This window comes from Hahnella aquatica (SeqCode) (assembly GCF_965194505.1).
Lineage (GTDB): Bacteria > Pseudomonadota > Gammaproteobacteria > Burkholderiales > Burkholderiaceae_A > Hahnella > Hahnella aquatica.
Window position 1 is genome coordinate 963,594 of record NZ_OZ239144.1, and the last position, 24,630, is coordinate 988,223.

Annotated in this window: 20 protein-coding genes, 2 tRNA genes and 1 riboswitch; of the genes, 17 read left to right on the plus strand and 5 right to left on the minus strand. The window is 61.4% G+C overall.

The genetic code is table 11. The annotated features are described in order from the left end of the window. The first annotated feature begins 5 nt into the window (after positions 1-5). Entirely contained in the window at positions 6-1,619 is a 1,614-nt protein-coding gene (locus AC8GDA_RS05015; protein ID WP_506555451.1) for an ABC transporter permease, read from the plus strand. Here the strand turns inward: AC8GDA_RS05015 and ppk1 are convergent. Continuing rightward, the gene (gene ppk1 / locus AC8GDA_RS05020; protein WP_506555452.1) at positions 1,616-3,715 is read right to left on the minus strand and encodes a polyphosphate kinase 1; all 2,100 of its coding nucleotides are present in this window, start codon (positions 3,713-3,715) and stop codon (positions 1,616-1,618) included. The two genes, AC8GDA_RS05015 and ppk1, sit on opposite strands and share 4 nt — an antisense overlap. Before the next feature lie 54 nt (positions 3,716-3,769). Here ppk1 and AC8GDA_RS05025 point away from each other — a divergent pair, with 54 nt between their 5' ends. From AC8GDA_RS05025 to AC8GDA_RS05080, 12 genes are all read left to right on the plus strand, one after another. Further along, positions 3,770-5,269 (plus strand): Ppx/GppA phosphatase family protein, encoded by a 1,500-nt coding sequence (locus AC8GDA_RS05025; protein ID WP_506557197.1) that lies wholly within the window; start codon positions 3,770-3,772, stop codon positions 5,267-5,269. A gap of 30 nt (positions 5,270-5,299) precedes the next feature. Next, a tRNA-Val gene (locus tag AC8GDA_RS05030) sits at positions 5,300-5,376 on the plus strand. 11 nt (positions 5,377-5,387) lie between these two features. Further along, the gene (thrS, locus tag AC8GDA_RS05035) at positions 5,388-7,295 is read left to right on the plus strand and encodes a threonine--tRNA ligase (protein ID WP_506555453.1); all 1,908 of its coding nucleotides are present in this window, start codon (positions 5,388-5,390) and stop codon (positions 7,293-7,295) included. A 29-nt stretch (positions 7,296-7,324) separates the two neighbouring features. Continuing rightward, positions 7,325-7,846, plus strand: coding sequence for a translation initiation factor IF-3 (infC, locus tag AC8GDA_RS05040; protein WP_506557198.1), 522 nt, complete (start codon positions 7,325-7,327; stop codon positions 7,844-7,846). A 111-nt stretch (positions 7,847-7,957) separates the two neighbouring features. After that, the gene (gene rpmI, locus AC8GDA_RS05045; protein WP_506555454.1) at positions 7,958-8,155 is read left to right on the plus strand and encodes a 50S ribosomal protein L35; all 198 of its coding nucleotides are present in this window, start codon (positions 7,958-7,960) and stop codon (positions 8,153-8,155) included. Positions 8,156-8,167: 12 nt separating this feature from the next. Continuing rightward, the gene (rplT, locus tag AC8GDA_RS05050) at positions 8,168-8,527 is read left to right on the plus strand and encodes a 50S ribosomal protein L20 (protein ID WP_506555455.1); all 360 of its coding nucleotides are present in this window, start codon (positions 8,168-8,170) and stop codon (positions 8,525-8,527) included. 9 nt (positions 8,528-8,536) lie between these two features. Next, positions 8,537-9,553, plus strand: coding sequence for a phenylalanine--tRNA ligase subunit alpha (gene pheS / locus AC8GDA_RS05055; RefSeq protein WP_506555456.1), 1,017 nt, complete (start codon positions 8,537-8,539; stop codon positions 9,551-9,553). A 6-nt stretch (positions 9,554-9,559) separates the two neighbouring features. After that, positions 9,560-12,007 carry a phenylalanine--tRNA ligase subunit beta gene (gene pheT / locus AC8GDA_RS05060; protein WP_506555457.1) on the plus strand — a complete coding sequence of 816 codons (2,448 nt, stop codon included), beginning with the start codon at positions 9,560-9,562 and terminating at the stop codon, positions 12,005-12,007. A gap of 99 nt (positions 12,008-12,106) precedes the next feature. Beyond that, positions 12,107-12,394, plus strand: a complete 288-nt coding sequence (locus tag AC8GDA_RS05065) for an integration host factor subunit alpha (RefSeq protein WP_506557199.1) — start codon at positions 12,107-12,109, stop codon at positions 12,392-12,394. Then, positions 12,381-12,872 carry a MerR family transcriptional regulator gene (locus tag AC8GDA_RS05070; protein WP_506555458.1) on the plus strand — a complete coding sequence of 164 codons (492 nt, stop codon included), beginning with the start codon at positions 12,381-12,383 and terminating at the stop codon, positions 12,870-12,872. Before AC8GDA_RS05065 ends, AC8GDA_RS05070 begins: the two co-directional genes overlap by 14 nt. A 24-nt stretch (positions 12,873-12,896) precedes the next feature. Then, positions 12,897-12,973 (plus strand) — tRNA-Pro (locus tag AC8GDA_RS05075). A 59-nt stretch (positions 12,974-13,032) separates the two neighbouring features. Beyond that, a riboswitch (cobalamin riboswitch) is annotated at positions 13,033-13,258 on the plus strand. A 39-nt stretch (positions 13,259-13,297) separates the two neighbouring features. Next, complete coding sequence (locus AC8GDA_RS05080) at positions 13,298-15,217, plus strand: TonB-dependent receptor plug domain-containing protein (RefSeq protein WP_506555459.1); 1,920 nt, start codon at positions 13,298-13,300, stop codon at positions 15,215-15,217. Between the two features lie 50 nt (positions 15,218-15,267). Here AC8GDA_RS05080 and AC8GDA_RS05085 read toward each other — a convergent pair whose 3' ends face one another. Genes AC8GDA_RS05085 through AC8GDA_RS05100 form a run of 4 tightly spaced genes read right to left on the minus strand, consistent with a single transcriptional unit; the run spans position 15,268 to position 21,167 of the window. Next, positions 15,268-16,437 (minus strand): DUF2863 family protein, encoded by a 1,170-nt coding sequence (locus AC8GDA_RS05085; RefSeq protein ID WP_506555460.1) that lies wholly within the window; start codon positions 16,435-16,437, stop codon positions 15,268-15,270. Continuing rightward, on the minus strand, positions 16,437-19,130 hold the full coding sequence (gene acnA, locus AC8GDA_RS05090; protein ID WP_506555461.1) for an aconitate hydratase AcnA: 2,694 nt from the start codon (positions 19,128-19,130) through the stop codon (positions 16,437-16,439). Before acnA ends, AC8GDA_RS05085 begins: the two co-directional genes overlap by 1 nt. Before the next feature lie 32 nt (positions 19,131-19,162). Further along, positions 19,163-20,167 carry an HpcH/HpaI aldolase/citrate lyase family protein gene (locus AC8GDA_RS05095; protein ID WP_506555462.1) on the minus strand — a complete coding sequence of 335 codons (1,005 nt, stop codon included), beginning with the start codon at positions 20,165-20,167 and terminating at the stop codon, positions 19,163-19,165. 7 nt (positions 20,168-20,174) lie between these two features. Then, positions 20,175-21,167 carry a malate dehydrogenase gene (locus tag AC8GDA_RS05100; RefSeq protein WP_506555463.1) on the minus strand — a complete coding sequence of 331 codons (993 nt, stop codon included), beginning with the start codon at positions 21,165-21,167 and terminating at the stop codon, positions 20,175-20,177. A gap of 144 nt (positions 21,168-21,311) precedes the next feature. Between AC8GDA_RS05100 and sdhC the strand changes: the two genes are divergently transcribed. Genes sdhC through AC8GDA_RS05120 form a run of 4 tightly spaced genes read left to right on the plus strand, consistent with a single transcriptional unit; the run spans position 21,312 to position 24,623 of the window. Then, the gene (sdhC, locus tag AC8GDA_RS05105) at positions 21,312-21,725 is read left to right on the plus strand and encodes a succinate dehydrogenase, cytochrome b556 subunit (RefSeq protein ID WP_506555464.1); all 414 of its coding nucleotides are present in this window, start codon (positions 21,312-21,314) and stop codon (positions 21,723-21,725) included. 8 nt (positions 21,726-21,733) lie between these two features. After that, positions 21,734-22,099, plus strand: a complete 366-nt coding sequence (sdhD, locus tag AC8GDA_RS05110) for a succinate dehydrogenase, hydrophobic membrane anchor protein (protein WP_506555465.1) — start codon at positions 21,734-21,736, stop codon at positions 22,097-22,099. Continuing rightward, positions 22,099-23,889 carry a succinate dehydrogenase flavoprotein subunit gene (sdhA, locus tag AC8GDA_RS05115; protein ID WP_506555466.1) on the plus strand — a complete coding sequence of 597 codons (1,791 nt, stop codon included), beginning with the start codon at positions 22,099-22,101 and terminating at the stop codon, positions 23,887-23,889. The genes sdhD and sdhA overlap by 1 nt, the downstream gene beginning before the upstream one ends. Before the next feature lie 20 nt (positions 23,890-23,909). Continuing rightward, the gene (locus AC8GDA_RS05120) at positions 23,910-24,623 is read left to right on the plus strand and encodes a succinate dehydrogenase iron-sulfur subunit (RefSeq protein ID WP_506555467.1); all 714 of its coding nucleotides are present in this window, start codon (positions 23,910-23,912) and stop codon (positions 24,621-24,623) included. The last annotated feature ends 7 nt before the right edge of the window (positions 24,624-24,630 follow it).

The window sequence follows — 24,630 nt, forward strand, 5'->3', positions numbered from 1 at the left end:
TGCGTATGCAAAATCGGGTATTGCGCGCCACCGTCTCCCTTGTTTTTATCCTTGCAATCGCGGCTCCGCTGATCGCGGTGGCCTGGCTTGGAATGGCTGCTTTTGCGGATCCGTCTGCCTTGGGCTGGATGACCCAGACGGTGTTGCCCATTTACCTCCTCAACAGCGTCTCGCTCTGCCTGGGCAGCCTTGCGGTGGCCTGGGCTCTGGGGCTGCCAGCAGCCTGGTTTCTAAGCCAATACGAGTTTCGGGGTCGGGTCGCATTGGAGTGGGCCATGATTCTTCCAATGGCACTGCCCGCCTATGTCGTGGCCTATGCCTACACCGATGCGCTGGATTTCTCCGGCTGGTTGGCCCAGTGGTTCCAGATGTTTGCCCTGTGGGTGGGTCTTTCCGCACAGGAGTTCCAGGCGATCTGGCCCGAGATTCGCTCCTTGCCGGGTGCCATTTTTGTGCTCGGTGTGGCCCTGAGCCCATATGTGGGCTTGCTGGCCAAGACCGCCTTTGAAGACCGGCAGGTGAACCTCTCGGAGGCGGCCCGCTCATTGGGACTCTCGCCCGCGGGTGCCTTCTACCGCGTGGTGCTGCCCTTGGCCAGGCCCGCGCTGGTGGCGGGCAGCGCCCTGGTCATCATGGAGTGCCTGGCCGATTACGGCACCGTGGCCTTCTTCTCGGTGCAGACGCTCTCCACGGGGCTCTTCAAGACATGGTTTGGCTATGGCGATCGCTCGGCGGCTGCGTTGATGGGCCTGGGCATGCTGGGGCTGGCCGTGCTCATTCTGGCCTGGGAGCGCGTGGTTCGCGGGCGTGCGGGCTTCATTGGGCGGCCGGGTCAGGCGCGGCCGCGACTGCCGCTGCAGGGCAGGGCCCGGTATTGGGTGCCGCTGGCCTGCGGCCTCGGCGGCATGTTTGGGTTTGTGCTGCCTGTTGCGCTCCTGCTGGTCGCGGGGCTCTCCTCGGCCGAGCCCATCGCGGTGAACAACCTCATGCGGCAGACCCTTCAGACGGCCTTCTATGGCGTGTATGCCCTGGCCGTGATTCTTCCAATGGCCATCGTGCTCGCCTATGGCCAGCGCAGCATGCAAGGGGGCTGGCTCTCCAAGGGCCTACAACTGGCCTCATCGGGCTATGCCGTGCCGGGCCTGGTGGTAGCCCTGGGCCTGCTCGGTTGGAGTGCGTTCTTTACTCAGACCGCCATGAGCCTCTTCGACTGGCGGGTCACGCTCACCGCCACCAGCGTGCTGCTGATCGGGGGGTACCTCACCCGATTCTTCACGGTTGGCTATTCCAGCGTGGAGGTTGGCCTGGGGCGGCTGACCAACAGCCTGGACTGGTCGGCCCGCAGCCTCGGGCTGTCTGCCCAGCAGGTCGTGTTCCGCGTGCACTGGCCCGTGCTTCGTGGCAGCGCCGCGGTGGCGGGCCTCCTGGTGTTCGTCGATGTGGTCAAGGAACTGCCCCTGACACTGGTGCTGCGGCCCATGAATATCGAGACCCTTGCCACCGCAGCCCATCAGTTTGCTGCGGATGAACGCTTGGCCCAGGCGGCCTGGCCCTCGCTGACCATCGCCCTGGTGGGGCTTCTTCCACTGCTGGTGTTGGGCCCGAGGCTTCGGGCCTAGAGCACGGTCTGTAGGAGGGTGTCTTGCACGGCCTTGCGATTCGCACCGGTGCGTCGACGCACCGTGTAGACACCATCGGCCCGCATCTGCCAACTCGTGGCGTTGTCGGTCAGGTGAAGGCGCAGGCCCTCTCGAATCACACGGCGTTTAAGGGCTTTGTCGAGAATTGGGCAGGCCAACTCCACGCGCCGGAAAAAGTTGCGGTCCATCCAGTCGGCACTGGAAATGTAGACGTCTTCGGCCCCCTCGTTGCGAAAGTAGAAGAGACGGCTGTGTTCCAGAAAGCGGCCAATGGTGCTGCGAACACGAATGTTCTCTGAGAGTCCTGGCACGCCGGGGCGAAGCACGCAGATGCCCCGCACGATGAGGTCCACCTGCACCCCAGCCTGACTTGCTGCATAGAGTGCCTCGACCACAGCAAGCTCGACCAGGGAGTTCATCTTGGCCATGATCTGTGCCTTGCCACCTTGCTTGGCAATGAGCGTCTCCTTGCGGATGGCCTTGAGCACATTGGAGTGCAGCGTGAAGGGCGACTGCCAGATCTTTCGCAGGGCGCGTGCCTTGCCAAGCCCAGTGAGCTGGTGGAAGACCTCGTGGGCGTCTTGGCAGAGGTCTGGGTTGGCGGTGAAGAGGCCAAAGTCTTCATAAAGACTGGCGGTGCGCGGGTGGTAATTGCCCGTGCCGATGTGCACATAGCGGCGCAGGCCTGCTTTTTCTTTTCGCACCACCAGGCACATCTTGGCGTGGGTCTTGTTGCCCACCACGCCAAACACCACATGGGCACCCACCTCCTCGAGCCGGGAGGCCCAGTTGATATTGGTCTCCTCGTCGAATCGGGCCATGAGCTCCACCACCACGGTGACTTCCTTGCCGGAGCGGGCGGCCAGAATGAGTGACTCCATGAGCGAGGAGGTCTGACCGGTTCGGTAGACCGTCATGCTGATGGCCACCACCGAAGGGTCCTCCGAAGCGGTGCGCAGGAAGTCGACCACGGCACTGAAGCTCTCGTAGGGGTGATGCACAAGCACATCTTGATTGGAGATGACCTCGAAGTGGTTCTTTCCAACGAAGGCATCTGGGTGGCGCGCTGAGAAGGCGGGGAACTTGAGATCGGGCCGGTCGACCTGATCCGGCATGCTCATGAGGCGCACCAGGTTCACGGGCCCCGGCACTCGGTAGCAATCCTCCTGGCCAAGCTTGTATTCGCGCAGAAGCAGGTCGAGCAGGGAGTCCGGAATGGCATCGGCGACCTCGAGCCGCACCGAGTCCCCAAACTGCCGCTGGGAGAGTTCGCCCTTGAGGGCCTCTCGCAGGTCGGTGACTTCTTCGTCATCCACAAACAAATCGCTGTTGCGGGTGACGCGAAACTGGTACACCCCTTTGACATCCATGCCCGGAAAGAGGGCTGGCACATTGTCTTGAAGGATGGAACTCAGCAGCATAAAGCCGTGGGGGTGGCCAGAGACCTGCTTGGGCACGCGAATGAGCCTGGGCAACACCCTTGGGGCTTGCACCACCGCCGCCCGTGACTCACGGCCAAACGAGTCGCGGCCTTCCATCTCGAGAATGAAATTCAGGCTCTTGTTCAGGGTGCGCGGAAAGGGGTGTGAGGGATCGAGCCCGATTGGTGTGAGCACGGGCATGACCTCCTTCACAAAATACTGGTGGGCCCATTTTCGTTGGGCCGGTGTGAAGTTGGTGGTGAGGTGGATCTTGACGCCGGTCTGCTCGAGCGCGGGCAGGATGCCTTGGTTGAGGATTCGGTACTGGCGCTCCACCACGCGGTGGGCCCGCAGTTGAACGTCTTGGAAGCTCTGGGCGGCCGTGTAGCCATCGAGGTCGGGCAGGTCGCCCGCGCCCTGGCGAATCTTGGCCTTGAGCCCCGAGACCCGGATTTCGAAGATCTCATCGAGGTTGCTCGAGACAATACAGATGTATCGCAGCCGCTCAAGCAGGGGGGTCTCGAGGCATTCGGCCATGGCCAGCACGCGCTCATTGAAGGCAAGCAGGCTGAGTTCTCTGTTGAGGTAGCGGCTCTGGCCAGGCTGGCCCTCGGTGTGGAAGACCGGTGTGGGAGCGGGCTTTTTTGATTTCATCTTCTCTCCAGTGTAGCCACCTATAATCCGGCCATGGCGACTGTGTTGGCCCAAATACAAAACGATCCAGAGCTGGTTGCGGCGGTGGATCTTGGGTCGAATTCGTTCCACCTGCTCATTGGACGCGTGCAGAGCACGCCAGCGGGGCCCCAGATTTCTCCGCTCGACAGCCTCAAGGACGTGGTGCGGCTGGCCTCGGGTTTGTCTGCCGACAAGCGGCTCGACGCCGCCTCCCAGGCCCGTGCCATTTCGGCGCTCCAGCGCTTCGGAGAGCGCCTTCGCGCCTTTGACACCCAGCATGTCAGGGCTGTGGCCACCAATACCTTTCGTGTGGCCAAGAACGGGGCCGAGTTTCTGAAGACCTGCGAGGCCGCCCTGGGGTTCCCCATCGAGGTGATCGCCGGCAAGGAAGAGGCTCGCCTCATTTACAACGGGGTGGCGCATTCCTTGGCAGCCGATGGCGCCCGCCGTCTGGTCATCGACATCGGCGGGGGCTCCACCGAATTCATCATCGGCACCAACTACGAGGCCGAGCTGCTCGAGAGCGTGTTCGTGGGCTGTATCCGGTTCAGCCGCGATTTCTTCCCCGGCGGAGACATCACCCGATCGGGCTTTAAGGACGCCATCTTTGAGGCCCGGCGCAGCATTCAGGTGATCAGTGCTGCCTATCGTCGCCATGGTTGGGAGCGGACGGTGGCCTCGAGCGGGTCGGCCCGGGCCATTCAAGATGTCTTGGTGGCCCTTGGGGACACCAGCCACCGCATCACCCTGGAGGGCATGGAGCACGTTCGCAGCCTGCTGATCAAGGCCGGTCGCGTCGAAGATGCAGCCCTTCCAGGCCTCAAGGTGGAACGCATGCCGGTCTTTGTGGGGGGGCTGGTGATCATGATGGCCGCCTTCGAGGAGCTCAAGATCGAGGAGATGCACTACGCCGATGGGGCCCTTCGATTGGGGGTGCTCTACGACGTACTGGGCCGCGCTCGGCATGACGACATGCGAATCCACACGGTGGAGCAGTTCATGAAGCGCTACCAGGTCGACCGGGCCCAGGCCGCGAGGGTGGGGGCTCTGGCGCAGTCGCTCTGGATGCAGCTCTCCGGTGGCACACGTGAGGAGAGGGCCGAGATGTCGGCCCTCATTGGCTGGTCGGCCAGTCTCTTGGAGATTGGGCATTCGATCTCCCACAACAGCTTTCACAAGCACACCGCCTACATCCTGGCGCAGGCAGACATGCCGGGCTTCTCGCGGCGCGACCAGCGCATCATGTCCACGCTCGCCATGGGCCATGTGGGCAAGCTGGGCAAGGTCATGCCGCTGGTGGGCGAGGCCGTACCCTGGGCTGCAGTTCTGTGTCTGCGGCTGGCGGCCGTGTTCTTTCGGAATCGCTCCGATGCGAAGCTGCCCTCGATTGCGCTGGTGGGGGATGGCCGGCAGTTTGAGTTGAGCCTGCCCAAGGCCTGGCTCTCCAGGCATCCATTGACCCAGCACAGCCTCGACCAAGACCGCCTGGAATGGCGAAAAGTGGGAGTGGAGCTCGGCATTCGGGCGGGATAGGTCTGCTACACTGCGGCTTCTGTTTTCGGCAGGCGCGTAGCTCAGCTGGTTAGAGCACCACCTTGACATGGTGGGGGTCGTTGGTTCGAGTCCAATCGCGCCTACCAATCAAGCCCATATGGTCAACATCACCCTTCCAGATCAGTCAGTTCGCTCATTTGAATCCCCCGTGACCGTGGCCGCGGTGGCGGCCAGCATCGGGGCGGGGCTTGCCAAGGCTGCACTGGCCGGCCGCGTGAATGGGCAGTTGGTCGACACCCACCACCTCATCGATCAAGACGCGGCGCTGGCGATTGTCACCGAGAAAGACCCAGAGGGCCTGGACATCATTCGGCACTCCACGGCGCACCTGCTGGCCTACGCGGCCAAGAGCCTGTTTTCAGACCTTCAGGTCACCATCGGGCCAGTGATCGACAACGGCTTCTATTACGATTTCTCCTACAAACGCCCGCTGACGCCGGAAGACCTCGCCGCCATCGAGTCGAAGATGCGCGAACTGGCCAGCAAGGACGAGCCCGTGACCCGAGAGGTCATGGACCGCGATGCCGCCGTGGGCCTCTTCAAGTCGATGGGTGAGCATTACAAGGCCGAGATCATCGCCAGCATTCCGGCAGGCGAGCAGATCTCGCTCTACCGCGAGGGCGACTTCGTCGACCTCTGTCGAGGCCCACACGTGCCCTCCACGGGCAAGCTCAAGGTCTTCAAGCTCATGAAGGTGGCCGGCGCCTACTGGCGAGGCGACCATCGCAACGAAATGCTTCAGCGGGTCTACGGCACGGCCTGGGCCAAGAAGGAAGACCTCGAGCAGTACCTGCACCAGCTCGAAGAGGCCGAGCGGCGAGACCATCGCAAGCTTGGCAAATCCCTCGACCTCTTCCACCTTCAGGACAACGCCCCGGGCTTGGTCTTCTGGCACCCCAAGGGCTGGACGATCTGGCAGCAGGTGGAGCAGTACCTGCGGCATGTCTACCTGGCCGCGGGTTATCAGGAGATACGTTGCCCCCAGATCCTCGACCGCAGCCTTTGGGAGCAGTCGGGCCATTGGGAGCACTATAAAGACAACATGTTCACCACGGCCTCGGAAAACCGAGACTACGCCGTCAAGCCCATGAACTGCCCGGGCCATGTCCAGGTGTTCAATTCCAACCTTCGCAGCTACCGAGACCTGCCCCTGCGCTATGGCGAGTTCGGCTCCTGCCATCGCAATGAGTCGTCGGGGAGCCTGCACGGCCTGCTCCGGGTGCGCGGCTTCACCCAAGATGACGGCCATATTTTTTGCACCGAAGACCAGATCCAAGCAGAGGTCTACGCCTTCACCCAAAAGCTGCTCGAGGTCTACAAAGACTTCGGCTTTGATGACGTCATTTACCGCCTCTCGACCCGTCCGCCCAATCGGGTGGGCTCCGACGAGAGTTGGGACAAGGCCGAGAAGGCGCTCTCAGAGGCGCTTGATCGGGTTGGGGTGGACTGGCAGTTGCTGCCGGGTGAGGGCGCTTTTTACGGCCCGAAGATCGAATACAGCCTGAAAGACTCGCTCGGGCGCATTTGGCAGTGCGGCACGATTCAGGTCGATTTCAACATGCCGGTGCGCCTTGGGGCCGAGTATGTGGCCGAGGACAACACCCGTCGCCACCCCGTCATGCTGCATCGGGCCATTGTGGGCTCGCTCGAGCGTTTCATCGGCATTCTCATTGAGAACCACGCCGGGGCCATGCCCTGCTGGCTTGCCCCCCTGCAGGTGGCCGTGGCCAGCATCACCGAAAACCAGGCTGACTACGCCCAGTCTGTTGCGAAAAGATTACAAGCCCGAGGCTTTCGTGCCGATGCTGATTTGCGAAACGACAAAATTTCCTACAAAATCAGAGAATTAAGCCTGCAAAAGATTCCTTTTGTGCTGGTTGTTGGCCAGAAAGAGAAAGATTCCGAGCAGGTGGCGGTCCGAGCCCGTGGGGGTGAAGACCTGGGAAGCATGTCGATGAACGCCTTTTTCGAGCTCCTGTCCGAAACAGTCGAGCGGCGGAAATAGGGCGTTTTTATTTTTAGAAAGGCAACGCAATCGCTACAGAACGAAGCCACCGAATCAACGGTGAAATCACAGCCTCGCAGGTGCGGCTGGTTGGATTAGAAAACGAAGCCATCGGAATTGTGACCCTCAATGAGGCGATCCGAATGGCCGAAGAAGCAGAGGTAGACCTTGTCGAGATTGCCCCTCAGGCGGTTCCTGTGGTGTGCAAGCTCATGGATTTCGGGAAGTTTAAGTACCAGGAGCAGAAGCGGGCCCAAGAGGCCAAGGCCAAGCAGAAGATCATCCAGGTGAAAGAGGTGAAATTTCGCCCTGGCACCGATGACAACGATTATCAAGTCAAACTGCGCAACCTGACTCGGTTCCTTGAAGAGGGTGACAAGGCCAAGATCACCATTCGGTTTCGTGGGCGCGAAATGGCCCACCAGGAATTCGGAATGCGAATGCTGGAACGCGTGAAGTCCGACCTCGGCGAACTCGTCCAGGTGGAACAAATGCCCAAGTTAGAGGGTCGCCAGATGGTCATGGTGGTGGCTCCAAAAAAGAAAAAGTAAGAGAAGAAGTAAGGCAGTCGAGTTGTAAGCAGTTGGAAGAAGGTCGCTGAGGGTTCAACAAGTGAGGGCAAGGTGCCCGCCACCCGCCGAGACCAAATCAGAGGAGCAGTCATGCCCAAGATGAAAACGAAAAAGGCCGCCTCCAAGCGGTTCATCGCCCGCGGCAGTGGGTCGATCAAGCGCGCACACGCCACCAAGCGTCACATCCTGACCAAGCGCACCACCAAGAACAAGCGTCAGCTTCGCGGCACGCTCACTGTGCATCCTTCGGATGTGCAGCGCGTTCGCGACATGATGCCCTACGCGTAAAGGAGAACTCACATGCCTCGCGTCAAACGTGGTGTCACGGCTCGTGCCCGTCACAAGAAAATTCTGGCCCTCGCAAAAGGTTTCCGAGGCCGCCGCAACAATGTCTTTCGTGTGGCCAAGCAGGCGGTCATGCGTGCAGGTCAGTACGCCTATCGCGACCGTCGCAATCGCAAGCGTGTGTTCCGTGCACTCTGGATCACCCGCATCAATGCGGCCTGCCGTGCGAACGACCTCAGCTACAGCCGTTTCATTGCTGGCCTCAAGAAGGCCAATATCGAAATGGATCGTAAGGTGCTGGCCGATCTCGCAGTGATGGACAAGCCCGCATTTGCAGCCATCGTGGCCAAAGTGAAGATCGCCCTCGGGGCTTAACCCCCGAGCATGTCGGATCTCAATCAGCTCGTCTCGGAGGCGCAACGCGCCTTCGAGGCTGCTCCCGATGCGCCTGCGCTCGAGGATGCCAAGGCACGTTTCCTTGGCAAGACGGGCCTGCTCACCGAACAGCTCAAGCAGCTTGGCAAGATGGACCCAGAGGCCCGCAAGGCTGCGGGTGCCGCGCTCAATGAGGTCAAGACTCAGATCGAAGCCTTGCTGCAGGCGCGCCGAGATCAGCTCGGCCAGGCCCAGCTCCATGCGCGGCTGGCCCAAGAGGCCATCGATGTCTCTCTGCCCGGTCGCGGCCCCTTCGTGGGTGGCCTGCACCCCGTGGTTCGAACCTGGCGCCGTGTTCAGGAGATCTTCCAGTCGATTGGCTTTGATGTGGCCGATGGCCCCGAGATTGAAACCGATTGGTTCAACTTCACGGCGCTCAACAATCCCGAGAATCATCCTGCGCGCTCCATGCAGGACACCTTCTACCTCGAGGACCGCGACGAGTCGGGCCTGCCGCTGCTGCTGCGCACCCACACCAGCCCCATGCAGGTGCGCTATGCCCAGACCCATCAGTTGCCCATCAAGCTGATTGCGCCGGGCCGCACCTATCGGGTGGACAGCGATGCCACCCACTCACCCATGTTCCATCAGGTCGAAGGCCTCTGGCTCTCCGATCGTGTGAGCTTTGCTGATCTCAAAGGCGTCTACCACGACTTCCTGGGCCGCTTCTTTGAAGACGACCAACTCGACCTTCGATTTCGTCCCTCTTTCTTCCCGTTCACCGAGCCCTCGGTGGAGGTGGACATGCGCTTTTCCAGTGGCCCGCTCAAGGGTCGCTGGCTGGAGATCTCGGGGGCAGGCCAGGTGCATCCCAACGTGATTCGCCACTTTGGGTTTGATCCCGAGGAGGTGGTTGGCTTTGCATTCGGCAGTGGCCTGGAGCGGCTCACCATGCTTCGCTACGGCATTGGCGACCTTCGCCTCTTCTTCGAAAACGACCTGCGCTTTCTGCGCCAATTTTCCTAGACCATCATGAGAATTCCTGAGGCCTGGCTTCGTGAGATGGTTCACACCGATCTCTCCATCGAGCGCATCGCCGATGTGCTGACCATGGCCGGCCTTGAGGTGGAAGAGGTCGAGACGGCTGCACCGCCCTTCACCGGCGTGCGGCTGGGCAAGATTCTTTCGGCCCAGAAGCACCCAGATGCCGATCGTCTGCAGGTCTGCGAGGTGAGCATCGGGTCGGGCAGTACGCCCCTTCAAATTGTTTGCGGAGCACCGAACGCCAGGGCAGGGCTGATGGTGGCCTGCGCCACCGATGGCGCACTTCTGCCTGGTGGGTTCAAGATCAAGCAGGCCAAGATGCGGGGCGTTGTGAGCCAAGGCATGCTCTGTTCGGCCAAGGAACTCGGCATCTCGGAGGCCTCCGAGGGCATTCTGGAAGTCGATGCGAGTGAGACGAGCCTGGGCGAGGACATCCGCCAGACCCTCAACCTAGATGCCGCCACCTTGGTCTTGAAGCTCACCCCCAACCGCGGCGACTGCCTCTCCATGCTGGGCGTGGCCCGTGAACTCTCGGCACTGCTGGGGGTTCGACTCTCCACGCCGAGTTGGTCTGCGGTGTCGCCCACCATTGAAGACACGCCAAGCATCGCCTGCGCCCCAGATGCCAAGAGCCTGTGCGGCCGATTCTCGAGTCGGGTCATTCGTGGCGTGAATGCCCAGGCCCCCACACCGGGCTGGATGAAACAGCGCCTGGAGCAGTCTGGTCAGCGGCCCATTTCTGCCCTGGTGGACATCTCCAATTACGTGATGCTCGAGCTCGGTCGTCCATCGCATGTCTTCGATCTCGATGCCCTCGTGCCCATCGATGCACCCGCAAGCCTGGCCGTGCGCTGGGCGCAACAAGGCGAAGCCTGCGAGCTGCTCAATGGCCAGACCGTCTCGCTCGACTCCAGCGTGGGGGTGATTGCCGATGCAAAGGGGCCTGTGGCCCTGGCCGGCATCATGGGTGGGGCCCGATCCGCAGTCTCCGATCAAACCAAGAACATCCTTTTAGAGGCCGCCTTCTGGTGGCCCGATGCCATTCGCGGTCGTGCCCAGCGCTTCAAGTTCAGCACCGATGCGGGCCATCGATTCGAGCGCGGGGTGGACCCATCCACCACGGCCGAGCACCTCGAGCGGATCACCGCCCTCATTCTGGACGTCTGCGGTGGTCAGGCGGGCCCTGTGGCCGATGCCCAATGGAACCTTCCAACGGCCACTCCTGTGCGAATGCGCCGCAGCCGCTGTGAGCGCCTGATTGGTCGCCCCTATTCCCGGGCGGAGGTGGAATCCGTCTTCAATGGCTTGGGCTTTTCGTTTACACACGCCGTGGTTGGTGAGGACGATGTCTTCACGGTGGAGCCGCCGCCGCACCGGTTCGACTTGTCCATCGAGGAAGACCTCGTGGAGGAGGTGGCCCGTGTGATTGGCTTTGAGCAGATCCCATCGCGCCCGCCGGTGGGGCCGCAACGCATGTCTGCCCAGCCAGAGACCCAGCGAACGGCCATGGCCATGCGCGACCGCATGGTCAGCCTCGATTTCCAAGAGGTCGTCACCTATTCCTTCATGGACTCCGTACTGGCCGCGCAGTTTGCACCGCCGGCCGAGCACTTGGTGCTCCAGAATCCCATCGCCTCGCAGCTCTCCACGATGCGCCCCTCGATTGTTCCCAATCTGCTCAAGGTTCTGGCAGATAACATTGCCCATCGAGAGACACGGGTTCGCATCTTCGAACTCGGCCGGGTGTTTCGGCGGGATGCATCGGTTTCTGCCGGGCCATGGTCGGTTCAGGGGGTGTCTCAGCCGATGACGCTCTGCGCCCTGGCCTGGGGTGGCGTGCCCTTTGCGCCCTGGGAGGGCAAGGCGGACGCCGTCGACTTCTTTGATCTCAAGCAAGACCTGGTGCGTTTGGCCGCGCCTTGCAGCCTCACCACCAGTGCCCCGGCAGCGCCCATTGCGGGGCTGCACCCCGGTCGTGCTGCAGTCGTGAGACTTGGTGATGCGGTGATTGGAGTGATGGGTGAGCTTCACCCCACCCTGGTGGCCCAGTTTGAACTGCCGTCTGCCCCGGTGGTGTTCGAGGTGGTGCTGGACCCACTCCTGGCGTTGGAGATGCCATCGCCGCAGCCGCCTGCACGCCACCCGAGCGTCTCCCGAGATCTGGCCTTTGTGCTGCCCCGAAGCATTGCGGCTGGTGATGTGCATGCCGCATTGATGCGCCTTTGCCAGGCCCCAGAGGCCAAGGGACGCCTGCAGTCTGTGGTGCTTTTCGACCAGTATCGGGGTCCTGGCCTGGCTGAGGATGAAAAAAGTCTTGCCTTTAGGTTTGTGCTGCAAGATACTGAAAAAACACTAGAAGATTCAGAAGTCGATGCCTGCATGGATTGGGTGGCCCAAACGGTTGTGTCTGCCTTTTCTGCGAAGATTCGCAAGTAAGCGTCTGTTTCATCTAGACCTTTACACACCAAACCCGTAGGAGCAGACCGAATCGTGCCTGCCGCGTCAGACACCCTCACCAAGGCCGAGCTTGCCGACATGCTCTACGAGCGTGTGGGCCTGAACAAGCGCGAGGCCAAGGAGGTCGTGGAGGCCTTTTTCGATGAGATCCGCACCCAGCTCGAGCAGGGCGAGAGCGTGAAGCTCTCCGGATTTGGAAACTTCCAGCTTCGGGACAAGCCCGAGCGCCCCGGGCGCAACCCCAAAACTGGGGAGCCCATCCCCATTTCAGCCCGCCGCGTGGTCACCTTCCACGCCAGCCAGAAGCTCAAGGCGCACGTTCAGAACCCAGACCTGCCGCTGAGTGATCTCGATGACGACCAGTGAGCCACGTGCGGCCGGTGCCACAGAGGCGCTGCCCGTCATTCCGGTCAAGCGCTACTTCACCATTGGTGAGGTGAGCGAGCTCTGCCAGGTCAAGCCCCATGTGTTGCGCTACTGGGAGCAGGAGTTTGCCCAGCTGCGGCCGGTCAAGCGTCGGGGCAACCGCCGCTACTACCAGCACCACGAGGTGCTGCTGATTCGCAAGATTCGGTCGCTCCTCTACGACGAGGGGTTCACCATCTCGGGCGCCCGCTCGCGGCTCACCGGAGTGCGCGGCAGGGCTGTGCCCGATGCCTCGCCTGACATCGAGGTGGATGCGCCTCCGCTTCCAGCTGCAGCCCGCAGCCCTAAGGCCAGCGCGGCGGCTGCTACCGCACCTGCGTCTGCGCCCGTGGCCATGTCGCCCGCAGTTCGGTCGGAGCTCGAGGGCATTCTTGCCTTGCTTCGGTCCGCCCCCAAGAAGCGAAAACCAGCGGCCTGATCCGGTATACTTCACCGCTTCGGTCGGGGCGTAGCGCAGCCTGGTAGCGCACTTGCATGGGGTGCAAGGGGTCGGATGTTCGAATCATCTCGCCCCGACCAACTTCTTCCTCTCTAGTTTGAAATCTCCACTCAGGCGTTCTACACTCGGCGTGTCTAACTATTTAGACACCGTCTGATGGTGCCCGCTTAACACGGGTTAAACGGGAAGCTGGTGTGAATCCAGCGCTTCCCCCGAAACAGTCAGCGTGCGTGTCTTGTTCCAGCAGGCCGGCCTCCACCGGCCTGACCCACTGAGGCAGTTGCCTTGGGAAGGGGGAGCAGGAAGCGGGTGCCTCGGCACCCCAGCACGTGAGCCTGGATACCGGCCGCAGACGTGGACATTGTCTGTCGCTTCGGGGTTGGGGCGGCCGGGAAGGGTTTTCTGTGAAGACAACACGCACGGCGTTGGCTATTGCCATGGCAACAGCCTTTGGTTGCGCGCACGCGCAGAGCATTCAGACGTTGGATCCAGTGGTGGTGACGGCCAGCAAGATTGAGGAACCGCAGGGCCAAGCGACTGTACTGGTTGATGTCATAGAGCGGCAAGAAATTGACGAAAGCGGTGCGGCCAACATCATCGAGCTGCTAGACCGTCTGCCTGGTCTAAACGTGGCTCGTCAGTATGGCCGTATGGGGCTCGATGCGGCCGTTGATGTGGGCTATCTCGGCGGGAGCTCTCACCACAGAACGCTCATCATGGTTGATGGTGTTCGATTGAATGACATCGACGATGGTACGGTCATCTTTGGATCAGTGCCGCTCAGTTCGATCGAGCGCCTTGAGGTTCGACGGGCTGGGGGTGGCGTGCTATTTGGTGATCGAGCACTGGGTGGCGTGGTAAACATCATTACAAAACCAAAAGCGGACAACGCCGCGGTGGCGGAGGCCAAGATTGGCAGCTTCGGATTAAAGAGCTTTAACGGCTCCATCTCTCGAGAGATGGGCGAGGGTTCCACCCAAATAGACATCAGCCGTTCAATCCAGGATGGCTTTCGAAGAGATTCCTCACAGGCACAAACCGGAATCTCCGCGCGCTTCAGCGCCCCAACCCAACTCGGTGTGTTGGGGGTCTCGATGAGAGGCTCTGATGAAAATGCTCGGCTTCCTCAATCGATCTCCGCATCAACGTTTCAAACGGATTCACGAAATCCTGGAAGTTACCGAACAAGCTCCTCGCGACAGACCAGAACTGGTGTTCTCAGTCTTGAGACTGCCTATGGTGAGAGTTGGTCTTCCAGTCTCAGGTTTGCATCGGAGGATATCGATCGAAGATCAATCGACATTTACTCCTCGAACGTCTACGAGACGAAGAGAAACACGTTGTTTGCGGATTTTGCCCGCCAGGTTAAAGGCAACACATCACTCTTGGGCGCAGAGGTGTTTGAAGCCCAGTCACAATCAAATAGGCTGAACCGTAACAGGGTCGATCAGAAATCCACGGCAGTCTATGTCAGCACTGAGCAGGCATTTGCGAATACAAAGGTAATGGCTGGCATCAGGTCGCAAGAGATGGTCAATGAGTTCTCACCCTCTGCTGGGGCAGGTACCCAGGCCTCAAGAGAACGGCTGAGCAGTTGGTCTCTTTCATTCCGCCAGCCATTTATTGGCGGTGTACTTCGAGGTGGGCTACAGACCTCTTTCGCGTTTCCGAATGCAGATCAGCTTTATACGTTTTCAAGCGCGTCACCTTACGCGCCACAGAATATTTACCCTGGTGTGGAGCCGATGACCTCGCGCGAGGCACAGTTGGGATGGGTCCGCCGGACGGAGACATCGATGTCTGAGATTTCCGCGAGACGCATCGTTGTGAGTGATGAGATTGGTTTCAAGCTCGACTGCGATGGCTTAGACGATTGCAATGATAATCTTTACGACACGCTTCGGACTGTTCTAACGCTGCGCCACCAGCGCTCTCCATGGACTGGTGGATACCTAGATGCCTCGGCTGACTTCATCAACGCGGCCATTGAGACTGGTTCCAATGCTGGCCGTCAGTTACCGATGACTCCCTCGCGAGTGTTCAAGGTGGGTCTGATGCAAAAAGGAAACTTTGGCCGGGTCTCGTTTCAGGCTCATTTTCGGGCTCCGATGTACCAGAGCACCGACGACTCACACGCATATCCGAAAATTCCAGGCCGAACTGTCTACGATCTTGGCTGGTTCGATGACATGTACTCGGGGATCCGAGTGAGCGTGTGGGTACGAAACCTCACGGATAAAAAGTATTACGAATTTGCGCAGTATGGCAGCGTTGCCCCCGCTGACGGTCGATCTCTCGAAGCGTCCCTGCAGTATCGCTTCTAGCGGAGTAAACGTGCCTGTAAGGTCGCCGCTCAGTGCTGTAAGGTCGCCGCTCAGTGCAAATGCTGGGCGGCGGGCTCGTCGGTCTCTGGCAGCTCGGCATGCACCAGTTCGCCATCGGCGTTGGGGTACATGGGGGCGCCGCAGTCTTCGCAGTACTCCATGGGCATGCGCTGTCGCAGCACTTCAATCTTCTGAATGCCTGACTCGCGCAAGGTGGCCTCAATCTCCTCCACCACATCGCTCATCTCGTCCTCAGCGCCCAACAGCGGCCAAACAATCCCGTGGATCACGGCCTCATCGTCGGTGACTTGAAATCCGATGCGGTACTCCTCGAGGGTGCGGTTGTAGCAGCCTGCAATCACGGCCTCAAGGTGGGTGGGGGGCACATTGAGCGTGGTCGACAAAAACGCCACGGACGCCGTGATGGAGAACGGACGCGCCGATCGGTCGGCATCTCGGCAGGCCACGTAATAAGCACGCGGCAGCATCGGCTCAAAGCCGCACGCCGGCAGCAGGGTGGTGAAGGCCTCTTGCGAGGCCGTTCGCCAGGCGGCCAGCACCTCATCGCGTGTAAGCATGCCTTCCTGCCAACGAAAGAGGGCCTCACCCTGGGGTGCGGAGACCACACCGATCAAGTAGCGCTGGTCGGCCAGGAACTGGGCGGTCTCGTTCAATGAGCCGGTGTCCACCGGCAGGCGGCCATCGGTCAGGTGGGTGGTGAGTGCCTGTCGCATCTCGGCGGTCTCGCCAAAGCTCTCGGGGAGTTGGTCGGGCGAGAAGAAGTAGTCGGCCAGTGCCACATCGGCCTGCTCGGAGAAGACATGCTCCTGCAGGTGCTTGCGCAGGAGCTGCAGGGTGGTGGTGCCCAGGGCCCGGGTGGGCAGGGGCATGCGAGACCAGGCCAGCACAGGCGCGGCAAAGAGCAGAACATCTCGCGTGCCATCGGAGGCCTTGACCAGGGTGTGCTCCACCCGGCCTTCAATGGCATCGGCCAGTTCCTCGTAAGCCCGAGACTCCCGGTCTGCAAGGCGATCGAGCGCCGTGTTGAGCGAAGCCTCATCGGCCCCGCTGAGCAGCGCGTCGATCTCGGTGTCGAGCCGTGATTCCCAGAAATGATCCTCCGCCCGGCTGCCTGAGTGCGCAAGGCCTTCGGCCAGTTCAACCAGGCGATCGGCCTCGCGAGAGGCGCGACCGCGACGAGAGGAGGGGGAGGTTTTCATCAGGCCGCCATCAATTCACGAAGAACATACGGAAGGATACCGCCATGCTGGTAGTAATCGACCTCGATGGGGGTGTCGATCCGGCACAGGGTGGTGATGGTCTGCTTGCTGCCGTCCTTGCGGGTGACGACCACCTGAAGGTCTTGCTGAGGCGCAAGGCTCGTGGGCACCTCAATGTCAAAGACCTCGGTGCCATCCAAGCCCAGTGTCTGGGCCGACTCGCCCGCCTTGAACTGCAGGGGGAGCACGCCCATGCCCACCAGGTTGGAGCGGTGGATCCGCTCGTAGGAGCGCGCAATCACGGCCCGCACACCCAGCAGCTGGGTGCCTTTGGCAGCCCAGTCGCGGGAAGAGCCCGTGCCGTATTCCTCGCCACCGATCACCACCGTGGGCGTGCCACTCTTTTGGTAGGCCATGGCTGCGTAATAAATGAAGGCGCGCTCGCCGGAGGGCTGCCTGATGGTGAGGCCACCTTCCTCGCGGCTGCCGTCGGCCTTTGGGGGCAGCATGAGGTTCTTGATGCGCACGTTGGCAAAGGTGCCACGCATCATCACCTCGTGGTTGCCGCGGCGAGAGCCATAGCTGTTGAAGTCGGCCTTGCTCACCTTGTTCTCGACCAAGTACTGCCCGCCCGGTGAGGCCTCCTTAATAGAGCCCGCTGGCGAGATGTGGTCGGTGGTGACGGAATCCCCAAGAATGGCCAGTGCGCGAGCGCCCTTGATGCTCGTGGTGGCCGAGGGCGTCATCGAGAAGCCATCGAAGAAGGGCGGCTTGGCAATGTAGGTAGACGTGGGCCAGTCGTAGACCTGGCCCGTGGTGCCCTTGATGTTGTTCCAAAGGTGGTGGTCTTTGGTGAGATCGCCATAGAGGGTCTGGAAGGTCTTCGGGTCGCGGGCATAGCCCATGACGGCAGCAACCTCTTGGCTCGTGGGCCAGATGTCTTTCAGATACACCGGCCCGTTCTTGCCCTGGCCCAGTGGCTCGGTCTGGAGATCCTTCTGCACCGTGCCGGCAATGGCATAGGCCACCACCAGCGGCGGCGAGGCCAGGAAGTTGGCCCGCAGGTTCGGGTGGATGCGAGCCTCGAAGTTTCGGTTGCCGGAGAGCACGGCCGCGCAGACCAGGTCGTTGGAGACAATCGATTCATTGAAGGCCTGGGGGAGGTCCCCGGCGTTGCCAATGCAGGTGGTGCAGCCGTAGGCCGCCACATGGAAGCCCAACTTCTCCAGGTAGGGCAGAAGGCCTGCCTTGGTGAGGTAGTCGGTCACCACACGGCTGCCGGGCGCAAGCGAAGTCTTCACCCGCGGGTTGGTCGTCAGCCCGGCCTCCACCGCCTTCTTGGCCACAAGGCCCGCCGCGAGCAGCACGCCGGGGTTGGAGGTGTTCGTGCAGGAGGTGATGGCGGCAATCAAGACATCGCCATGGCCCAGGTCGGTCTCACCGGCGGGAACGCGCTTGGAGAGCTCGGCTGCGGGCTTGGCAAAACCATTCTCGGCCACGGGCTTGGAGAAGAGGTCTGAAAAGGTCTTCTTCATGCTGGCCAGTTCGATGCGGTCTTGGGGACGCTTGGGGCCCGCCAACGAGGGCTTGATGCTGCCGAGATCCAGGCTGACCACCTTGGTGTAGTCGATCTCGCCTTGGCGCGGAATGCCGAAGAGGCCCTGGGCCTTGAAGTAGGCCTCGAAGGCTTCGACCTCTTCTTGGGTGCGGCCGGTGGCCTTCATGAAGTCCACGGTCACCGCATCGACCGGGAAGAGGCCCATGGTGGCGCCATACTCCGGGGCCATGTTGGCAATCGTGGCGCGGTCGGGCAGGGCCAGGGTCTCGGTGCCCTCGCCAAAGAACTCGACAAACTTCCCAACCACCTTCTCCTTGCGCAGCATCTCGGTGATGGTGAGCACAAGGTCGGTGGCCGTGGTGCCCTCGGGCAGCTTGCCCGTGAGGTTCACACCAACGACATCGGGGGTGAGGAAGTACAAGGGCTGGCCGAGCATGGCCGCCTCGGCCTCAATGCCGCCCACGCCCCAGCCCACCACACCAATGCCATTGATCATGGTGGTGTGGCTGTCCGTTCCCACCAGGGTGTCGGGGTAGCTGATGCCGTTCTTGGTGTGCACACCGCGGGCGAGGTACTCGAGGTTGACCTGGTGCACGATGCCAATGCCAGGGGGCACCACCTTGAAGGTGTCGAAGGCCTGCATGCCCCACTTCATGAACTGGTAGCGCTCCTCGTTGCGCTGGAACTCGAGCTTCATGTTGAGGTCAAGGGCATCGCTGCTGCCAAAGTGGTCGATCATCACGGAGTGGTCGACGACCAGGTCGACCGGCACCAGGGGCTCGATGCGCTTGGGGTTCTTGCCGAGCTTGTCGGCCACATTGCGCATGGCGGCGAGGTCTGCCAGCAGGGGCACGCCGGTGAAGTCTTGGAGGACCACGCGGGCCAGCACGAATGGAATCTCGTCGGTGCGGTTGTCATTGGGCTTCCAGCCCGCAAGCTCCCGAATGTGGGCCTCGGTCACCTTCTTGCCATCGCAGTTGCGCAGCACCGACTCGAGCACGATGCGAATGGACACCGGCAGGCGAGACACCTTGGCCAGGCCAGCCTGTTCGAGCGCCGGCAGGGCATAGAACTGCCGCGTCACGCCACTGGCGGTCTTGTATGACTGAAGGCTGTTGAAGAGGTTGTGAGACATGGTGTTGCTCCTTGGATTGCGATTGAATTCGGTTAGAAAAACGTGTGCTGGGCCTGTGTGGGAATGGGGCAGTCGGCTGCCCGTGCAGCCTTGAGGACATCCCAAAAATATCGGTAACTGGCGCGGTCGTGGAGCTTGCCCTCATGGGCAATGGGGCCCCAGTCTGCGGCATGGGCCTTTAACAGGATGGCTGAGGCCTCCTCCACATCGGGCGCGGCCGGGGCAAAGCCCTCGAGCACGGGCCCGATCTGAGCCGGATGAATGCTCATCATGCGCGCAAAGCCGAACCATTTGGCCATGCGGGCATCGGCCAGGGTCTGGGCGGCATCGTTGTAGTGGAGGGTGGGGTTGTGAACGGGCGTCTTGCCGGCCGCATGGCATGCGGCCACCATCTCGAGCTTGGCCCTGCGCAGCAAAGGGTGTTCGAATTGTCCAGGGCTCGCCATGGCCTCTGCGGGAATGGCACCTCGGTGGGCACTCGTGAAATCCATCTGTCCAAAGGTGAGGTGGCAGACCTCTGGCAGGGCCGCAATGTCGAACACATCTCGCAGGGCCTCGTGGGTCTCGACGAAGAACTGCACCTTCGGTGGCCTGCGTTTTTCGGCGGAAAAGGTCTGCGCCAGCTGTGCAATGGCCGCCTTGGCGCTGGCCAGATCACCGACCTTTGGAATGGTGAGGTAGGCGAGATCCAGCGCAAGCGCTTGCGCAAGCAGGCGCAGGTCGTCTTGAAAGCTGGGGTGATCCGGTGGGTGAACGCGAAAGCCCACGCCTGGGTGCTGCGAAGAGGCGGCAGGCCATTCCTTCAGGCTGGCTGCAAGGCATGCAACCAGGGCCTGTGCCGCCTCGGCCTCCTGGCCCACGGGCGCGCCGTCTTCGAAGTCGATGGTGATGTCGTAGGAAAACGGGCCCGAAAACCGGTGGGCCAGCGTCTTTTCCAACTTCTTTGTATCGCCCGCGTAATGCTCGCAGGCGCAGGGCAGGTGGCCTTCACCTGCCCCGGTTGACAACAAGACCTCCTCGGGATGACGGGAGGACACGGTGAACTCAGCCCAGGAGGTGCTTGACGCCGTCTTGCTCCTCGAGCAGCTCGTTGAGCGTGTGATTCATGCGCTCACGCGAGAATGCATCGATCTCGAGGCCCTGAACAATCGTGTACTCGCCGTTCTGGCAGGTCACGGGGTAGCCGTAGATCACATCCTTCGGAATGTCGTAGCTGCCATCGGACGGAATGCCCATGGTGACCCAGCGCCCGTTGGTGCCAAGCACCCAGTCGCGCATGTGGTCGATGGCTGCGTTGGCGGCCGAGGCGGCCGAAGACAAGCCCCGGGCCTCGATGATGGCCGCACCACGCTTGCCCACGGTGGGCAAGAAGGTGTCGCGGTTCCAGGCGTCGTCATTGATGAGCGCCTTCACCGGCCGGCCGTCGATGCTGGCAAAGCGGTAGTCCGGGTACATGGTGGGGGAGTGGTTCCCCCAGACACAGAGCTTCTCGAGCGAGGCCACGCTCTTGCCCGTTTTCGTGGCCAGTTGTGAGGCCGCACGGTTGTGGTCGAGCCGCAGCATGGCCGTGAAATTCTTCTGGGGCAGGTCTGGCGCCGACTTCATGGCGATGTAGGCATTGGTGTTGGCGGGGTTGCCCACCACCAGGACGCGCACCGACCGGCTGGCCACAGCATTGAGCGCCTTGCCCTGGGCTGTGAAGATTTGAGCATTGGCCGAGAGCAGATCCTTGCGCTCCATGCCCGGGCCACGGGGGCGGGCACCGACGAGCAGGGCCGCGTCGGCATCCTTGAATGCGGTGTTGGGATCTTGGTGGGCGGTCATGCCGGCCAAGAGTGGGAATGCACAGTCGTCCAGCTCCATCATGACGCCGGAGAGGGCTTTTTGCGCCTTTTCATCTGGAATTTCGAGGAGCTGGAGGATGACAGGCTGGTCTGGGCCCAGCATGGCACCGCTGGCGATTCGGAAGAGCAGGCTGTAGCCAATTTGACCGGCTGCGCCGGTGACTGCAACTCGAACAGGGGGCTTTTTTGACATAGACAAACACTCCTAATTTGTGCAACGCAAACGCGTCAAGGTGTGATTCCAGATTTGAATGTCATTGCAGTTTAGGGTTGCCCCTAGCCCATGTCAAAACCAGCACCTTATAATCACCGGACTCAAATTCTATCGAGGTTTCGCATGACCGAGATCGCTCGAAGGCGTCGTCCGCAGTACCGCAACATTCACGTGGGCCAGATTCTTCAGTACCGTCTGCCCATCGCAGGAATCATGTCTATATTGCACCGCATCAGCGGTGCCGGCATGTTCCTAACCCTGCCGCTCATCGTCTGGCTGTTCGACATGAGCATCACCTCGGAGTTGAGCTACGCCCAGCTGATCGAGGTGACCGAGTCTGTGCCGGCCAAGTTGGTTCTGTGTGGTCTGGCCTGGGCCTTTATTCACCACTTCATGGGTGGCATCCGTCACCTCGTCAACGACATGCACATCGGCATCACCAAAGAGGCCAGTCCCCTCATGGCCAAAAGCTTCCTGGCTGCAAGCCTGCTGGTCTCGCTGGTGGCCTGGCTGGCGATCTTCGGAGCGCTCTCATGAACGGTGACATGAACGCGGAAAACATCGGCCGCAAGCGGATTGTGGTGGGCGCCCATTACGGCCTGCGCGATTGGCTCTCGCAGCGGGTCACCGCCATCATTCTGGCGAGCTACAGCCTTGTGCTGCTCGTGGCTGCACTCTTGGCATCAGAGCCCGGCTACTACGGCTGGTCCGGCCTCTTTGCCCAGACCTGGATGAAAGTCTTCACCCTGCTGGGCTTTCTGGCCTTTGTTTATCACGCCTGGGTTGGTGTGCGTGACATCTGGATGGATTACGTCAAGCCGGTTGGAATCCGCCTGGCCTTGCAGGTTTTCACCATTGTCTGGCTCCTGGGGTGCAGCATCTGGGCCATTGACGTTCTCTGGAGGGTCTGATGGCATCGTTTCTTTCCAACCAAGCCGGTTCCGTTGCGCGGCGCCGTTTTGATGCAGTGATTGTCGGAGCCGGTGGCTCTGGGATGCGGTGCTCTCTGCAGCTGGCCGAGGCGGGCCTGAATGTGGCCGTGCTCTCGAAAGTCTTCCCAACCCGCTCGCACACCGTGGCAGCCCAAGGGGGCATTGGTGCATCTCTGGGCAACATGAGCGAGGACAACTGGTACTGGCACATGTTCGACACCATCAAGGGCTCCGACTACCTCGGAGACCAAGATGCCATCGAGTTCATGTGCAAGGAAGCGTCCAATGTAGTCTACGAGCTCGAGCATTTCGGCATGCCCTTTGATCGCAACGCCGATGGCACGATCTACCAGCGGCCATTTGGTGGTCACACGGCCAACCTCGGCGAAAAGCCCGTGCAGCGCGCCTGCGCGGCCGCAGACCGCACGGGCCACGCCCTGCTGCACACCTTGTATCAGCGCAATGTGCGCGCCCGTACCCAGTTTTTTGTGGAGTGGATGGCGCTCGACATCCTGATGGATGACGAGGGTGCCTGCGTGGGGGTGTTGGCCCTCGAGATGGAAACCGGCGAGCTGCTCATTCTGGAGGCCAAGACGACCATCTTCGCCACCGGTGGGGCGGGCCGCATCTGGGCTGCCTCCACCAATGCCTTCATCAACACGGGCGATGGCATGGGCATGGCTGCCCGCGCCGGCATTCCGCTCGAAGACATGGAGTTCTGGCAGTTCCACCCCACGGGCGTGGCTGGTGCCGGCGTGCTCATCACCGAAGGCGTGCGCGGGGAGGGCGGCATCCTGCTCAACTCCGAGGGCGAACGCTTCATGGAACGCTATGCGCCCACCCTCAAAGACTTGGCCCCGCGCGATTTCATCTCTCGCTCCATGGACCAAGAAATCAAAGAGGGCCGGGGCTGCGGGCCCAACAAGGACCACGTGCTCTTGAAGCTCGATCACCTCGGGGCCGACAAGATCTTGAAGAAGCTTCCCTCGATTCGAGAGATCGCCCTGAAGTTTGCCAACGTCGATCCCATTAAAGAGCCCATTCCTGTGGTGCCAACCATCCACTACCAAATGGGTGGCATTCCCACGAACGTCTATGGGCAGGTGGTCACGCCCAAGCATGGCAATCCGAACACAGTCGTTCCAGGGCTCTACGCCATTGGTGAATGCGCCTGCGTCTCGGTGCACGGGGCGAACCGGCTTGGCACGAACTCACTGCTCGACTTGGTCGTGTTCGGTCGGGCCGCGGGCAATCACATCGTGGGCCAGAACCTGCAGCAGCAGGAGCACCGGGCCTTCTCCTCCAAGTGGGCCGACCCCACGCTCGCCCGCCTCGCCAAGCTCGAGGGCTCCACGGGCGGTGAGCGGGTGCAGAACGTGGCCCAAGACCTGCGCAACACCATGCAGAACTACTGCGGGGTGTTCCGAACCGCCGACCTGCTGAACCAGGGCGTGCAAAAGGTCATGGACATTGCCGCGCGGGCGCAGGCGGTTCAGATCGACGACAAGTCCAAGGTCTTCAACACGGCCCGCATCGAGGCCCTGGAATTGGCCAATCTCATCGAGACCGCCAAGGCCACCATTGTCTCGGCCGAGGCACGCCAGGAAAGCAGGGGGGCCCACGCCCACCGCGACTTCCCCGAGCGCAACGATGCCGACTGGATGCGTCACACACTCTGGTTCTCCGAGGGCAACCGGCTCGATTACAAGCCGGTCAATCTCAAGCCGCTCACGGTCGAGACCTTCCAGCCCAAGAAACGCACCTATTGAACGCCTTCAAGGACACGAACATGACGAGCCGAACCATGCGGTTTTCCATTTACCGATACGACCCGGACAAGGACGCCAAGCCCTACATGCAAGACCTCACGGTGACCCTGGAGGCCACCGACAAGATGCTGCTCGATGCCCTCATGCGCATCAAATGCGACAACGACGATTCGTTGTCGTTTCGGCGCTCTTGTCGGGAGGGAGTCTGCGGCTCCGACGCCATGAACATCAATGGCAAGAATGGCCTGGCCTGCATCACGAACCTGCGGGAACTCAAGGAGCCCGTGGTGCTCAGGCCCCTGCCTGGCCTGCCCGTGGTGCGCGACCTCATCGTCGACATGACCCAGTTCTTCAAGCAGTACCACTCCATCAAGCCTTTCCTCATCAACGAGAATCCGCCACCCGAGCGGGAGCGGCTACAGTCGCCGGAGGAGCGTGAGGAGCTCGACGGCCTCTACGAATGCATTCTGTGTGCATGCTGCTCCACAAGCTGCCCGTCCTTCTGGTGGAATCCCGACAAGTTTGTGGGCCCCGCGGGTCTGCTGCAGGCCTACCGGTTCATTGCCGACAGCCGCGACCAGGCCACCAGCGAGCGCCTGGACAACCTGGAAGATCCGTATCGCCTGTTCCGTTGTCACACCATCATGAACTGTGTCGATGTCTGTCCGAAGGGGCTCAACCCCACCAAGGCCATCGGGAAGATCAAGGAGCTCATGGTCCGACGGGCCGTGTAGGCAATCC